General features: G+C 64.2%; 13 protein-coding genes. 7 read left to right on the forward strand and 6 right to left on the reverse strand.

Annotation, left to right across the window (positions count from 1 at the left end):
* Window positions 1-27 precede the first annotated feature (27 nt).
* The gene (locus AB7E19_RS06160; RefSeq protein ID WP_039040754.1) at window positions 28-279 is read left to right on the forward strand and encodes a DUF1289 domain-containing protein; all 252 of its coding nucleotides are present in this window, start codon (window positions 28-30) and stop codon (window positions 277-279) included.
* Between the two features lie 82 nt (window positions 280-361).
* Here the strand turns inward: AB7E19_RS06160 and fruA are convergent, their stop codons facing one another.
* The 3 genes from fruA to fruB are packed head-to-tail and all read right to left on the reverse strand — an operon-like array spanning window position 362 to window position 4,172.
* Entirely contained in the window at window positions 362-2,086 is a 1,725-nt protein-coding gene (gene fruA, locus AB7E19_RS06165) for a PTS fructose transporter subunit IIBC (protein WP_319891855.1), read from the reverse strand.
* Entirely contained in the window at window positions 2,083-3,072 is a 990-nt protein-coding gene (gene pfkB / locus AB7E19_RS06170; protein ID WP_049636760.1) for a 1-phosphofructokinase, read from the reverse strand. Before pfkB ends, fruA begins: the two co-directional genes overlap by 4 nt.
* Complete coding sequence (gene fruB / locus AB7E19_RS06175; RefSeq protein WP_266142078.1) at window positions 3,072-4,172, reverse strand: fused PTS fructose transporter subunit IIA/HPr protein; 1,101 nt, start codon at window positions 4,170-4,172, stop codon at window positions 3,072-3,074. The genes pfkB and fruB overlap by 1 nt, the downstream gene beginning before the upstream one ends.
* A 307-nt stretch (window positions 4,173-4,479) precedes the next feature.
* On the opposite strand from fruB, the gene cra reads away from it, so the two are divergent.
* The 4 genes from cra to AB7E19_RS06195 all read left to right on the forward strand — a co-directional run bounded on the left by cra (window position 4,480) and on the right by AB7E19_RS06195 (window position 8,631).
* Window positions 4,480-5,466, forward strand: coding sequence for a catabolite repressor/activator (cra, locus tag AB7E19_RS06180; RefSeq protein ID WP_041211459.1), 987 nt, complete (start codon window positions 4,480-4,482; stop codon window positions 5,464-5,466).
* Window positions 5,467-6,100: 634 nt separating this feature from the next.
* Complete coding sequence (locus tag AB7E19_RS06185; protein ID WP_041211460.1) at window positions 6,101-7,294, forward strand: aromatic amino acid transport family protein; 1,194 nt, start codon at window positions 6,101-6,103, stop codon at window positions 7,292-7,294.
* 243 nt (window positions 7,295-7,537) lie between these two features.
* The gene (locus AB7E19_RS06190) at window positions 7,538-7,942 is read left to right on the forward strand and encodes an antitoxin Xre-like helix-turn-helix domain-containing protein (RefSeq protein ID WP_336591267.1); all 405 of its coding nucleotides are present in this window, start codon (window positions 7,538-7,540) and stop codon (window positions 7,940-7,942) included.
* Entirely contained in the window at window positions 7,942-8,631 is a 690-nt protein-coding gene (locus tag AB7E19_RS06195; RefSeq protein ID WP_103260196.1) for an RES family NAD+ phosphorylase, read from the forward strand. The genes AB7E19_RS06190 and AB7E19_RS06195 overlap by 1 nt, the downstream gene beginning before the upstream one ends.
* 86 nt (window positions 8,632-8,717) lie before the next feature.
* Here AB7E19_RS06195 and AB7E19_RS06200 read toward each other — a convergent pair whose 3' ends face one another.
* Window positions 8,718-10,118 (reverse strand): DEAD/DEAH box helicase, encoded by a 1,401-nt coding sequence (locus AB7E19_RS06200; RefSeq protein WP_128295930.1) that lies wholly within the window; start codon window positions 10,116-10,118, stop codon window positions 8,718-8,720.
* 305 nt (window positions 10,119-10,423) lie between these two features.
* Here AB7E19_RS06200 and AB7E19_RS06205 point away from each other — a divergent pair, with 305 nt between their 5' ends.
* A complete protein-coding gene (locus AB7E19_RS06205) occupies window positions 10,424-11,242 on the forward strand; it encodes a substrate-binding periplasmic protein (protein WP_427934740.1) in 819 nt (272 codons plus the stop codon).
* Window positions 11,243-11,329: 87 nt separating this feature from the next.
* On the opposite strand, the gene aroC is transcribed toward AB7E19_RS06205, so the two are convergent.
* The gene (gene aroC, locus AB7E19_RS06210) at window positions 11,330-12,418 is read right to left on the reverse strand and encodes a chorismate synthase (RefSeq protein ID WP_042017130.1); all 1,089 of its coding nucleotides are present in this window, start codon (window positions 12,416-12,418) and stop codon (window positions 11,330-11,332) included.
* A 16-nt stretch (window positions 12,419-12,434) separates the two neighbouring features.
* Window positions 12,435-13,370 carry a 50S ribosomal protein L3 N(5)-glutamine methyltransferase gene (gene prmB / locus AB7E19_RS06215; protein WP_041211581.1) on the reverse strand — a complete coding sequence of 312 codons (936 nt, stop codon included), beginning with the start codon at window positions 13,368-13,370 and terminating at the stop codon, window positions 12,435-12,437.
* Window positions 13,371-13,435: 65 nt separating this feature from the next.
* Between prmB and smrB the strand changes: the two genes are divergently transcribed.
* A complete protein-coding gene (gene smrB / locus AB7E19_RS06220; RefSeq protein ID WP_322131040.1) occupies window positions 13,436-13,960 on the forward strand; it encodes an endonuclease SmrB in 525 nt (174 codons plus the stop codon).
* Window positions 13,961-13,983: the final 23 nt, after the last annotated feature.

The raw sequence follows: 13,983 nt of genomic DNA on the forward strand, positions 1-13,983 counted from the left end.
AAGGTGACAAGGTGTGAGAGGTCATGGATGGAACAGCTCGAAATCTTCCCGCTCCAGAGCCCCTGTGTCGGGGTCTGCGAACTGAACAACAAGGGGTATTGCAAGGGATGCCTGCGAAGCCGCGAGGAGCGTTTCAACTGGCTTGCCATGACCCCTGCCCAGCAGCAGGAGGTGATGCGCCTGTGCCGCAGCCGCAAGGCCAGGGTCGAGGCCGCTCGCCGCAAGGCGCAGGCCGCAGAGGCGGCCGATCCGCCGCCCCCGCCGGGCTGGGATTTTTAAATCCCCCTTTGCCCCTCCCCTCAACAAGAAAGGCGGCCCCAGGGCCGCCTTGTCATGAAGGGTGTGTCACGCCGTGACGTCCTCAGGCGGTCGCCAGCTTGGCCTGCTCCTCGCCACGCTTGAGCATGGCGTAGGCCACCCCGGTCACCAGAGAACCGGCCGCGATCGCCAGGATGTACATCATCACATGGCTGATGGCGTTCGGGATGAAGAGCACGAACAGACCGCCGTGGGGTGCCACCAGCTCGCAGCCGAACAGCATGGAGAGCGCACCGGTCAGGGCGCCGCCCGCCATGCAGGCCGGGATGACGCGCATGGGATCCTTGGCGGCAAACGGGATAGCCCCCTCGGAGATGAAGCACAGACCCAGCACGAAGGAGGCCTTGCCCGCTTCCTGCTCCGCCTTGATGAACTTTCTGCTGGCCAGGAAGGTCGCGATCCCCATCCCCAGTGCAGGCACCATGCCGGCGGCCATGACCGCTGCCATGGGGGCATAGGTCTTGGAGGCGAGCAGGCCGACACCGAAAGCATAAGCCGCCTTGTTGACCGGGCCACCCATGTCGAAGCACATCATGGCGCCGATGATGACACCCAGCAGCACGGCGTTGGCAGAGCCCATGTTGTTGAGGAACTCGGTCATGGCGTTCATGATGCCCGCCACCGGGCCACCCACCACGTAGATCATCACCAGACCGGTGAACAGGCTGGCAAAGAGCGGAATGATGAGGATGGGCTTGAGGGCTTCCAGGGTGACCGGCAGGCGCACCTTGTCGCTCAGGAACTTGGCGCTGTAACCGGCGAGGAAGCCGCCGACGATGCCGCCAAGGAAACCGGCGCCGAGCGAGCTTGCCAGCATACCGGCGATCATGCCGGGCGCCAGACCCGGACGGTCGGCGATGGAGTAGGCGATGTAGCCTGCCAGCACCGGGATCATCAGGGCGAAGGCGGAGCCGCCACCGATCTTCATCAGGGCCGCGGCCAGCGTCCCCTCTTCCTTGAACGCTTCAATGCCGAAGATGAAGGAGAGCGCGATGATAAGGCCCCCCGCCACCACCATGGGCAGCATGAAGGAGACACCGGTCAGCAGGTGCTTGTAGGGGCCCGCCTTTTCCTCTTTCTTGACCGCAGCCGCGCCGCTGTGGCGATAGACCTTCGCCTCGGTCCAGGCCCTGTCGAGCTCGGCCCGGGTTTTCTTCAGGGCAGCCCCCGTGCTGGTGCGATAGACCGGCTTGCCATCAAAGCGCGCCATGTCCACCTCGATGTCAGTGGCGAGGAACACCAGATCGGCGGCGGCAATCTCGTCCGCCGTCAAGGCATTCTGGGCACCGACCGAGCCCTGGGTTTCGACGCGGATCTGGTGACCCAGCTGCTTGGCCATGGTCTCCAGGGCCTCGGCCGACATGAAGGTGTGGGCCACCCCGGTCGGACAGGCCGTCACCGCCACGATGCGCTTGGCACCGCTGGCCGGTTTGGCAACGGCAGGTGCCGCCTCATGGCGATAGACGCTGGCACCGCTTCGCGCGGCTTCCAGCAGGGCAGCGGGATCCTGGAGCGCCAGATCCATGTCGCCCCGATAGAGCGACTTGCCGTCATAGGCGGCCAGATCCACCGATGCGCTGGCAACGACCAGCACCAGGTCGGCGGCGGCAATCTGCTCTTTCGAGGGAACCTGACGGGGCTGCACGCTGGAGTCGACGTCGAGGGTGAGCTCCCAGCCAGCCAGTTTGGCCTGCTGTTCTATCCGTTTTGCAGCGAGAAAGCTGGTGGCAATGCCCGCCGGGCAAGCCGTAACCAGAATTGCTTTCATTGGGCATCTCCTGAGTTAGCCATCAAATGGGGTTGGGGTTGAGTCGGTGCCAGATCATCCAGACGCTGTACGCGCACCTGCTCGAGTAACGGTTTGAGCACATTGATATCGTTGAAGCCGACCGCGACCTGGCTCACCGCCAATGCCGAGACGGCGGTGGCCAGACGCAGGGTCTGCTCCGGCGTCCAGTCCAGGCTCATGCCATGGACCAGGCCCGCCACCAGGGAGTCGCCGGCACCCACGGTGCTGACCACCTCCATGCGCGGCGGAATCGCCTGCCAGGTGGCATCCGGTGCAAACCAGATGAGGCCGTCGGCACCATTGGAGATCACCACGTTGGGGATCCCGCTTGCCTGCAGCGCGCGGGCGCACTCGGCCTGCTCGCTCAGGGTCTTCACGGGGCGACCGGCCCACTGGCTCAGCTCTTCCAGGTTGGGTTTGACCAGGGTCGGCGCCGCCTTGATCCCTTCGCTCAACGCCGCGCCGCTGCAATCGAAGATCACCTGCTTGCCCTTGGCCTTGAGCAGGCGGATCAGATGGCCACAGTAATCGGGGGACACCCCTTTGGGCAGGCTGCCCGCCAGCACGAACCAGTCGGTGTGGGGAGCCAGTCGCTCCAGCGCCGCTTCCAGGGCGCTGACATCGCCTTCCTGCACGGCGAGTCCCGGCAGATTGAGATCGGTCACCCGGCCGGATTGTTCGGAGATCTTGACGTTGATCCGGGTGTCGCCCGCCACGCGCACGAAGTGATCGGCAAGAGCACGTTCCTCGAACAGGGAGACGAAGCTCTGCTGGTTGCCCTCACCGAGCCAGCCGGTCAGGCCTACGTCACGGCCGAGATCTTTCAAGACCATGGCGACGTTGATCCCCTTGCCCGCGGCGCGCAAGTTGGCCTCGCTCACCAGATTGACCTCGCCAGGGTGCATGGCCTCCAGACGGGTGGTGAGATCGAGCGCGGGATTGAGGGTGATGGTGACGATGTCCATCAGTGCGCCCCCTCGCCAAGACCCGCGGCAATGGCTTCGCCAATGCCCTTGAGGGCTGCTTCGGCATCCGCTCCTTCGGCGCGAAACGCCAGACGATGACCGCACTTGACCCCAAGCCCGATCACCTTCATCAGGCTCTTGGCAGAGACGGCTTCACCGCTGCCATCGAGGTTGGCGACGCGGATGTCGGATTCATACTCCTTGGCCACCTTGACCAGCATGGCGCCCGGACGCGCGTGCAGACCGTGGGGGTTGATGATGGTGAAGGTCTCGGACAGCCCGCTCGCCGGACCCGCCTGCAACATGGCAAGACCGTCGCTGCCAGAAAGGGTGGCCAGCTGGCCGGCTGCGGCCAGCTTGGCCAGATTCTCGAGTTGCGGCAAATGGCCGCTATCTGCGGCACACAGCAGCAGCAGGGCGCTGACCGGCAATTCACCGACGTTCAGCGGGGTGCTCGGGGTGGCCAGCACCCAACCGGTCTGGGCCGCTTGCGCACGGGCCAGCCAGATGCCCTCCCCCAGGTGAACAGGCTGGCTGGCCAGGAGGGCGCTCACCATGGCGGCGTCTCCCCAGCCTGCGGATTTGGCGCGGGCCGCTGCCCCCAGCAGCAACTGGTCCTGGTCGTCGGCCGGGAAGTCCGCCAGGGTCAGGTATTGCACCTCTTTGGCGGCAGTCGTGCCAGTCAGGATATTGATGATGGTCTCTTCGTCGGTCGCCCCCTTGAGCTGGGCTGCGGCCTGCTCGTCACCCAGCACGTGGGTGAGCTGGCGCAAGATCCCCAGGTGCTCGTCGGACTTGGCGGCGATGCCGATGGCGACGTAGGCAATCTGCCCCTCGTCCCACTCGATGCCGTGGGGGAACTGGGCCACCATGACACCGGTGCTCTTCACCAGATGACGGGTATCCGTGGTGCCGTGGGGAATGGCGATACCGCTGCCAAGATAGGTGGCGTGCTGCGCTTCCCGCGCCAGCATGCCGTCCACGTAACCTGCTTCAACCAGACCGGCGTCGGTCAGTTTGCTTGCCAGCAGGGCGATGGCGTCCGCCTTGGTCGTCACCGATTGTCCCAGCAGGATTTGCTGTCGCGCCAACTTCAACATAGAGATTCTCCATCAGGTCCGGCTTCACCTCGCGGCGTACCGGCTCAACTCAACTCGATTTTTGGGTAACTTGCCTGCTGACAATAGACGGTGATCTCTCGCTTTGGTGAGCCGGAACCCATTTCCAAGTGCAGATAATCATCCGTTACTGACAAGCTGAATCGTTTCACTTACACTCAGACTGAATCGTTTCAGCGCATTGTTCAAGATCCCGCAGAAAGTACGTTTCAATGATATGATCCCGCGCACACTTTTCGGCGCCCCAACCAGGAACCGGCGCGGGCCTTGCAACTCAAACAGAGCCAACATGATGAAACTGGATGAAATCGCCGCGCTGGCCGGTGTCTCTCGCACCACCGCCAGCTATGTGATCAATGGCAAGGCCGATCAATACCGCATCAGCCAGGCAACCCGCGACAAGGTGATGGCCGTGGTCCATGCCCACAACTATCAGCCGGACAGCCGCGCCGCTTCCCTGCGCGGCGGCCAGACCCGCACCCTCGGCTTCATCCTGCCCGACCTCGAAAACGCCAGTTACGCCAAGCTCGCCAAGCGCCTGGAGCAAGGGGCCCGCACCCAGGGATATCAGTTGCTCATCGTCTGCTCGGAGGACGATCCGGACACCGAAAAGGAGCTGGCCCGGATGCTGGTGAGCCGCCATGTGGACGCGCTGCTGGTGGCAAGCTGCCTCCCCCCGGCGGATCCCTTCTACCTGGAGCAGCAGTCCAGGGGCGTGCAGATCCTCGCCATCGACCGTGCCATGGCCACCGAGCATTTCGTCACCGTGGCGAGTGAAAACCAGAAGGCGAGCCTGGATCTCACCGCCTCCCTGCTCACCCCGGCAATCGAGCATATCGCCTTGATCACCGCGCTGCCGGAACTGACGATCAGCCAGGAGCGAAAAGCGGGCTTCGAGCAGGCCATTGCCAGCCACAGTGCGACCCGCCACCTGTGTGAAGGGGCCCACTTCTCGCGCACCGAAGGGTATCGCCTGATCAAGACGCTCCATCAGCAGCTCGGCCAACTGCCCGAGGCGCTGATCACCACCTCCTACATCCTGATGGAGGGGGTGCTCGACTACCTGCTGGAGCAGGAGGCCGACATGAGCCAGCTCGCCATGGCTACCTTCGGGGATGACCGCCTGCTCGATTTCCTCCCCTTTGGCATCAACTCCCTGCCCCAGCAGCACGACGCCCTGGCAAGCCAGGCCCTGACGCTGGCCCTCAAGGCGGTCAATGGCGACTACCAGAGCGGCCTGCACTATGTGAGCCGTACTCTCAAACGCCGCCGCTGACCCGGCCACGACGCACCACCCCGGGGGCGGCCCGCAGTGCCAGCCCCTGAGCCTCCTCCCCCACACCTGCTTGTGTTCTCCCCTGTTGTCTCAGCTTTTGCCCTGCGCCTTCTGGCTTTGAGGTTATCTGCCGGGCGGCAACCCCGCCGGCAGGGTTGGCCACCCCGCGCCAGGACCCGTTTATCGGCGCCTCGGCTCGATATAAGTGAAAATGATGGCTTTTTGGAGTATGACCCGATGTTTGCTTATATCGGGCCAGTCGCACCACCAGGGCCCCGTGTTACCCTCTGCAAGCCCTGTTGCCGCCAACGCGGGCGCTCTCGATGTCGACCCGCAACGCAGCCTGACGGGCGGCCTCCCCTTGAGGGGCGCGTTTTTTTGGCGCATGGCGCAATGTGTCACTTTTTATTGCCACCCTTCGGCTTGCTACAGCACAAAATCCGCTTTTAAGGGGTTGTTTCCGCCATTTCAATCCGCTAACTTGGCAACCAATTTTTACAACTGACAGGTTTCAGGTACAGATGTATCCACACCGATATTGCTAGCCTCCGGCTTTTCCCCGGAGGCGTCCCCCGACACAGCCAACTGGCTCTCTCTTGTTTGCAACAGCGCCCCTCACTTTCGGATGGATGACATGAATACCAAGACCCTGGGTTGTACCCTGTTGATTGCCGGCACCACCATAGGCGCCGGCATGCTGGCCCTGCCGCTGGCCTCCTCGTCCCTGGGCGGCCCCGCCACCCTGATGCTGATGATCGGCCTCTGGGCCCTGATGGCCTTCACCGCCATGCTGCAGGTGGAAGCCAGCCTCAGCACCGGCAAGTGGTACCTGCACCAGCTGGCGGATCACCTGCTCGGCCCCTGGGGCAAGGGCATCGCCTCCTTCTGCATCCTGATGCTGTTCTACGCCCTGGCCTCCGCCTACATCAGCGGCGGCAGCAGCCTGCTGGCCCAGGCATTGGCCGATGCCGGTCTTCCCCTCGGCCAGGAGCAGGCGGCCTGGGTCTTTACCCTGCTGTTTGGCGGCATGGTGTGCGTCGGCACCAGGCAGGTGGATTACCTCAACCGCCTGATGTTCACCGTGAAGCTGGTGATCATGGTGGCGGTGCTGGCGCTGCTGCTGCCCCGCGCCCAGGGGCAGCACCTGCTCTCCATGCCCCTCGGGGAAGGCTTGCTGCTGGCGGGCCTGCCGGTCATCTTCACCTCCTTCGGCTTCCACGGCTCCATCCCGAGCGTCATGCTCTACCTCGGAGACAACCCCAGGCAGTTACGCCGGGTCTTCGTGTGGGGCTCCGCCCTGCCGCTTGTGCTCTACGTGCTGTGGCAGGTCGCCATTCTGGGGCTGCTGGGCCAGCAATCCCTGATCCAGACCGGCGGCGCCCTGGACAGCCTGCTGGCCAACGTCGGCGGCCTGGTGAGCTGGCCCGCCTTCAACCAGGCGATGCATCTGTTCGCAGATCTCGCGCTCGCCACCTCCTTCCTCGGGGTGACCCTGGGACTGTTCGACTTCATGGCCAAGGTGACCCGTCGCAAGGACAACTGGCAGGGCCGCACCCAGACCGGCCTCATCACCTTCGTGCCGCCCCTGCTGTTCGCCCTCTACTTCCCGCAAGGCTTCATCATGGCGCTCGGTTACGCCGCCATTGCGCTGGCGGTGCTGGCGGTGCTGCTGCCGGTGGCCCTGGTGTGGCAGAGCCGCAAGCAGGCCGAAGCAGACCACTACCGCGTCCCGGGTGGCGTGCTGGCTCTGGGTCTGGCCGGTGCCATGGGGGTACTCATCGTCGGGGTACAGGTCAGCGTCAGCATGGGGTTGCTGCCCGCCCTCTGATCTCCCCGACCCGACAAACAGAAACGCCGTAAAGAGATACGCCCCGCCAACCCAGTTGGCGGGGCGTTTCATTGGCACGGGCTCACTTGGCCGACCCACGCCCCTCCTCGCGAAGCCCATCCAATAATGAACATTTGAGTGCAATCATGTATAGATATGTACATGACTGCGCCCCTGCCCTACACTGCTTAGCAGACCACTCATGATCCCGTGCCCGTCTGGCACGCCAACCCGGGAGGCAACATGGTCGCCACCGCATCTCTCCCCGGGCAACAGCCCGCCGTCGATCCCAGCAAGGCCCTGCCCGTGGTGTTTCGCATCCTGGACAAATGGCAGTGCAGCACGGATGAACAGCTCAGGCTGCTTGGCATTACCTCCCGCTCCACCCTTAACAAGTACAAGGAGGCCAGCGGCGGCATTCGGCTGAGCGCCGATCTCCAGGAGCGGATGAGCTATCTACTCAACATCCACAAGAGCCTGCGGCTGCTGTTCAGCCTGGATGAGAGCATCTATGGCTGGGTGCGCAAACCCAACAGCCACCCCTTCTTTGCCGGGCGCAGCGCCATGGAGGTCATGCAGGGTGGGCGGGTGGCCGATCTCTACGAAGTGGCCACCCGGCTGCACGCCTGGCGCGGGGAGATGGCCTGATGTCCTCCCCGCCCTTGCGCGCCTTCCACAATGCCTGCGCCTATCGCATCATTCCGAGCCGCTTTCCCCCCATCTGCCTCTATGAAGACGTCGCTACCGCCGACGAGCTGGAGGCGGTCTGGGCCGTCGAGGCCCTGACCAACGACAGGCTGAGGGAAGAGGCGGGCGAGCTGATGCGGGTGCCCAGGGAAGACTGGCTGGTGGGGCTGCCCGGCGGCAGCTATGTGATGGCCGCCTTCACCCACCTCAATCCCGAGGGTGCCCGTTTCACCACGGGGGACTTTGGCGGCTACTATTGTGCCCCCTCCCTCGACACCGGCATCAAGGAGACGGTCTACCACAGGGAGCGGATCTTCGGGTACACCCGGGAGCCGGCCCAGAAGGTGCAGATGCGGGTGATCCAGGCGCAGTTCAGCGCCAGCCTCATTGACATCACGGGCCCGGCGTTTCTGCCAGGCCCCCTCTATCACGCCACCGATTACGGCCCCGCCCAGGCCTTCGCCCGGGAGCAGAAGGTCGCCGGGGCGGACGGCATCCACTACCGCTCGGTGCGCCACCCCGGTCACGACTGTCACGTGCTCTATCGCCCCCGTCTGGTCAGCCGGGTGGACCACGCCCGTCATCTGGAATACCACTGGAGCGGCGAGGCCATCACTCATGTGCTGGAGATCCGCCTCTACGGTGAATAGCGTCTACCAGGACAAAAAAAGCCCCGCCAGATTGGCGGGGCTTTTTGTATCAACCGAACAGTGGGGGAGCCTGGCTCCCTGACCGCTTACTGGTTGTGGCTGGCGCGACGGGGACGACGGGCCTGGGCCGGTTTGCCGGCGCCGCCTTCCGGACGCTGACCGCCCTGGGGCTTGGGCTTGCCACCGTTGCCGGAGCGATTACCGCCGCCATTGCCACCGTTGGCAGAGCGACCGGCACCCTGACGCTGGCCCTGACCTTGCGGGCGCGGCGCACGGCGCTGCTCGCTCGGATCGCGCGGCTCTTTGCGAAGCGGCGCGCCGATGCCACGGGCGATGTTGTCGAGGGTCTCGCGGGAGGCTTCAAAACCGGCCACCTGCTCGCACGGAATGTTCTGCTTGGTCAGCCGCTCGATGGCCTTGATGAGCTTGCCTTCATCGGCCGCGACCAGGGAGATGGCGTGACCGGCGGCGCCGGCACGACCGGTACGGCCGATACGGTGCACGTAATCTTCCGCCACGTTCGGCAGCTCGAAGTTGACCACCTGCGGCAGTTTGTCGATGTCCAGACCACGGGCGGCGATGTCGGTCGCCACCAGCACCTTGACGCTGCCATCCTTGAAACCGGCCAGGGCACGGGTACGGGCACCCTGGCTCTTGTTGCCGTGGATGGCGGCGGCGCTGACGCCGTTCTTGTCGAGGGTCTCGGCAACGCGGTTGGCCATGTGCTTGGTACGGGTGAACACCAGCACCTGCTGCCAGTCGTTGCTGGTGACCAGGTGGCTCAGCAGGGCAATCTTGTTGGCCTTGTCACAGGGGTGTACCAGCTGCTCGATGCGCTCGGCGGTGCTGTTGCGCGGGGTCACTTCGATCACCGCCGGGTTGTCCAGCAGACCGGTGGCCAGCTCGCGAATTTCGTCGGCGAAGGTGGCAGAGAAGAGCAGGTTCTGGCGCTTCTTCGGCAGCAGGGCCAGAATACGGCGGATGTCGCGGATAAAGCCCATGTCGAGCATGCGGTCCGCTTCGTCCAGCACCAGGATCTCCACTTCGTCAAACTTGACGGCGTTCTGGTTGTAGAGATCCATCAGGCGGCCCGGGCAGGCCACCAGCACGTCCAGACCACGGCGGGTCGCCATCATCTGCGGGTTGATGCTCACGCCGCCGAATACCACGTGGCTGCGGATCGGCAGGTGTTTGCCGTAGTTGCGCACGCTCTCGCCCACCTGGGCGGCCAGCTCGCGGGTCGGGGTCAGCACCAGGGCACGGATGCGATTCGGGGAGACCTTGCGCTTGCTTTCAGTCAGACGCTGCAGCATCGGCAGGGTAAAACCTGCGGTCTTGCCGGTCCCGGTCTGGGCGGCGGCCATCAGATCACGGCCAGCCAGTACCGCCGGGATCGCTTGTTGCTGAATGGGAGACGGGGTGTCGTAGCCTTGCTCGGCAACGGCACGCAACAAGGGTTCGGCCAGACCGAGGGAAGTAAAACTCATAGTTACCTGCTAGGGATAGGGGCGCCAAAGATCGTGGTGGGGCTCCTCTGCTGAGCCGATGCCATCTCACAGGATCCGGGCCTATAGAGAAAACAACGATTTCCCCGGGGAGCAGAGCAAAGGGGAAAGAATAGAGGCGCAGTCTAACGGAGTTGGCGCACTTAGACGAGGAAAATGTGATGCACCTCCCAGCGCGGCTGGAAATAGCGACAAAGGCAGGACAAAATGGCCCGAATCGCCGTATGTATCAAAGCCCCTGCACAGCCTGCCGGGGACGGCGCGATACACGGAACAGGAGGTTTTGATTGAAACGGAAGTTCACCCCCACCGCCCGGCGCATGCTGGGCCTCGTCTTGCCCCTGCTCTTCGCCCCGCCCCTCGTCGCCAGGGAGACCCTGTCGGTGGCCTGGAGCCACTGGCCCCCTTTCAGTCAAATCGCTGCCGACGGCACCCTCGGCGGACTGGACGTGACCCTGACCCGCCAGATCCTGGACAAGGCAGGCGTTGAGCCCGCCTTTCGCAACCTCCCCTGGGCTCGGGCTCTCTACCTCATGGAGCGCCAGCAGCTGGACGTGGCCATGGGCGCCCTGAAAACCCCTGAACGGGAGCGGTTCGCCCGCTTCTCCGCCCCCTATCGGCGCGCCAGCTTCGTGCTGCTGAGCCAGCGCCCGCAGGCCGGGGAGCCCGACGGCTGGCAAGGGCTCACCGAGCTGGCAACCCTCTGCCAGGCCAAGGGGCTGCGACTTGGCAAGCTGCGGGGTACCCGCCCCCTGCCGATGAACGAGGAGTGCCCTGCCCTCGGGCAGGCGAGTGAATACAACAGCGATGACAGGCTGCTCACCCTCTTGCTGGCACGCCGCCTCGACGGCGTCATCATGGAGTGGCAATACGCCCGCTACCACCTCGGCCAGCTCGGGGCGAGCGACGCCATCCAGTGTCAGGTGCTCTTGCACCAGCAGCCGGTGCGCCTGATGTTTGCCAAAGAGGCCGTGAACGATGAGGCGCTCGCCCGCATCGATGCCGCCATCGCCACCCTGCCCTCACCGGACCCCGCCTTTGCGCCGCCCCGCTGCCGCCTGGACGCAACCCGGCACCCATCGCTCTCGACGCCATCGGCCCCCTGAGGCAGGCGCCGGCAAAAAACCACGAAAAAGGCGACCCTGGGGTCGCCTTGTCGTTCCTGGTGATCACTCACCTGGCCCGCAGCATGATCAGCGCAGCTGCGGGGTCTGGGTGTGCACGCCCTGGTTCTGGGCGCGGTGGCGCAGCAGGTGATCCATCAGCACCAGGGCCAGCATGGCCTCGGCGATGGGCACGGCACGGATGCCGACGCAGGGGTCGTGACGCCCCTTGGTGATCATCTCGGTGGCCTCACCACTGGTGGTGATGGTCTTGCCTGGCACCGTGATGCTGGAGGTGGGCTTGAGGGCCATGCTCACCACGATCTCCTGACCCGACGAAATGCCCCCCAGGATGCCCCCCGCATGATTGCTGGCAAAGCCGGTCGGAGTCATCTCGTCCCGGTGCTCGGAGCCTTTTTGCTCCACCACCGCGAAGCCGTCACCGATCTCCACCCCTTTCACCGCGTTGATGCCCATCATGGCGTGGGCGATGTCGGCGTCGAGGCGGTCGAACACCGGCTCCCCAAGGCCCACCGGCACGTTGCGCGCCACGACGCACACCTTGGCCCCCACGCTGTTGCCCTCTTTCTTGAGGGCACGCATGTATTCATCCAGCGCCTCCAGCTTGCCCGCATCGGGGAAGAAGAAGGGGTTCTGCTCGATCTGGCTCTCGTCGAACCCTTCCGCCTTGATGGGGCCGAGCTGGGAGAGAAAACCCACAATCTCGATGCCGTGCACCTGTTTCAGGTACTTCTTGGCGATGGCCCCCGCCGCGACCCGCATGGCGGTCTCGCGGGCCGAGGAGCGGCCGCCGCCACGGTAGTCACGCTGGCCGTACTTCTGGTGATAGGTGTAGTCGGCGTGACCCGGACGGAACAGATCCTTGATTTCGGAGTAGTCCTTGGAGCGCTGATCGGTGTTCTCGATGAGCAGCCCGATGGAGGTGCCCGTGGTCTTGCCCTCGAACACCCCGGAGAGGATCTTCACCTCGTCCGCCTCGCGGCGCTGGGTGGTGTAGCGGGAGGTGCCGGGCTTGCGCCTGTCCAGATCCCCCTGCAAATCGTCTTCGCTTATCTCCAGCCCCGGCGGGCAGCCGTCGACCACGGCGCCCAGCGCCAGACCGTGGCTCTCGCCGAAAGTGGTGACCCGAAAGAGTTGGCCGAAACTGTTCCCTGCCATGGATGCTCCTTGCTGCTTAGTTCTTGTAAATGGCGAAATGGGCCTGGTACTGCTCGAGCTCTGCGCGGGTCATCACAAAGACGCCGTGGCCGCCGTTTTCGAACTCGACCCAGGTGAAGGGCACCTCGGGGAACTGGGCTTCCAGGTGGATCATGCTGTTGCCCACCTCGACCACCAGCACGCCATCCTCTTTCAGGAAGTCGGCGGCATTGGCCAGCAGGCGCTTGGTGAGCTTGAGGCCGTCGGAGCCCGACGCCAGGGCCAGCTCCGGCTCGTGGCGAAACTCCTCCGGCAGATCCGACATGTCCTCGGAGTCCACATAGGGCGGGTTGGAGACGATGAGATCGTACTTGTCACCGGCCGGCAGATCCCGGAACAGATCGGAGCGAATGGGGATAACCTGCTGCTCCAGCCCGTGATCGTTGATGTTGCGCTCGGCCACGTTGAGGGCATCGACGCTGATGTCGATGGCATCCACTTCCGCATGGGGGAATTCGTGGGCCATGATGATGGCGATGCAGCCGGAGCCGGTGCACAAGTCCATGATCCGGGTCGGTTCGTCTTTCAGGAAGGGGGCGAAGCGGTTTGCCACCATCTCGGCGATGGGGGAGCGCGGAATGAGTACCCGCTCGTCCACGTAGAATTCCCAGCCCGCATACCAGGCCTTGTTGGTCAGGTAGGGCGCCGGAATGCGCTCCTGCACGCGGCGGATGATGAGCTCGGCGATGCGGTGGCGCTCGCTGGTGGTCAGGCGGGAGTGGCGCATGCCCGGATCCACGTCCGGCGGCAGATGTAACGCGGGCAGCACCAGTTGCACGGCCTCATCCCAGGCGTTGTCGGTACCATGTCCGTAGAAGATCCCGGCGTCGTTGAAACGACTCATGGCCCAGCGCAACATGTCCTGGATGGTGTGCATTTCGGCAACCACCTCATCGATAAATATCTTGTCCAAATCCACCTCCAAGTCGAGTAATATCCGGCCCGAGAATTTTATACAGCGAGCAAGACGAGTACCTGATGAAAAAAACGCCCTCACTCACAGACGAGGAAAGCCTGCTGTTTCGTGATGCTGTCACAGGTACCCGGAAAATTAAGCAAGATACCATAAGGGCCTCCTCAAGCCCGGTCAAGCAGAAACGCGAAGTGCGCGAGAGCCGCGAAAAGCTTGGGGTTGACCACTTTTTCAGCGACGAGTACCAGCCCCATCTCGAGGCGGACGGGCCGACCCGTTACGTGCGCGACGACGTGTCAAAATTCGAGCTGAAAAAGCTCAAGCGCGGCAGCTACCCGCCGGAGATTTATCTGGATCTGCATGGTATGAACCAGCACCAGGCCAAGCAGGAGCTGGCGGCCCTGCTCACCCTGTGCCGAAAAGAGAACATCCACGTCGCCTCGGTGATGCACGGCATCGGCAAGCACATCCTCAAGCAGCGCATCCCGAGCTGGCTGGCCCAGCACCCCGCTGTGCGCGCCTTTCACCAGGCGCCGCGGGAGTGGGGGGGCGAGAGCGCCATCCTGGTGCTGCTGGACATCGAGGAGTGACCCCCTTCCCCGCCCCGCCTTGC

Origin of the sequence: Aeromonas sp. (genome assembly GCF_050252055.1) — a bacterium.
Taxonomy (GTDB): Bacteria; Pseudomonadota; Gammaproteobacteria; order Enterobacterales; family Aeromonadaceae; genus Aeromonas; species Aeromonas caviae.

Coding starts and splice junctions, on each gene's coding strand:
- cra (WP_041211459.1), top strand. CDS start 4,480: ATGATGAAACTGGATGAAATCGCCGCGCTGGCCGGTGTCTCTCGCACC.
- AB7E19_RS06160 (WP_039040754.1), top strand. CDS start 28: ATGGAACAGCTCGAAATCTTCCCGCTCCAGAGCCCCTGTGTCGGGGTC.
- smrB (WP_322131040.1), top strand. CDS start 13,436: ATGAAAAAAACGCCCTCACTCACAGACGAGGAAAGCCTGCTGTTTCGT.
- AB7E19_RS06195 (WP_103260196.1), top strand. CDS start 7,942: ATGTCCTCCCCGCCCTTGCGCGCCTTCCACAATGCCTGCGCCTATCGC.
- pfkB (WP_049636760.1), bottom strand. CDS start 3,072: ATGGACATCGTCACCATCACCCTCAATCCCGCGCTCGATCTCACCACC.
- AB7E19_RS06185 (WP_041211460.1), top strand. CDS start 6,101: ATGAATACCAAGACCCTGGGTTGTACCCTGTTGATTGCCGGCACCACC.
- AB7E19_RS06190 (WP_336591267.1), top strand. CDS start 7,538: ATGGTCGCCACCGCATCTCTCCCCGGGCAACAGCCCGCCGTCGATCCC.
- fruA (WP_319891855.1), bottom strand. CDS start 2,086: ATGAAAGCAATTCTGGTTACGGCTTGCCCGGCGGGCATTGCCACCAGC.
- fruB (WP_266142078.1), bottom strand. CDS start 4,172: ATGTTGAAGTTGGCGCGACAGCAAATCCTGCTGGGACAATCGGTGACG.
- AB7E19_RS06200 (WP_128295930.1), bottom strand. CDS start 10,118: ATGAGTTTTACTTCCCTCGGTCTGGCCGAACCCTTGTTGCGTGCCGTT.
- aroC (WP_042017130.1), bottom strand. CDS start 12,418: ATGGCAGGGAACAGTTTCGGCCAACTCTTTCGGGTCACCACTTTCGGC.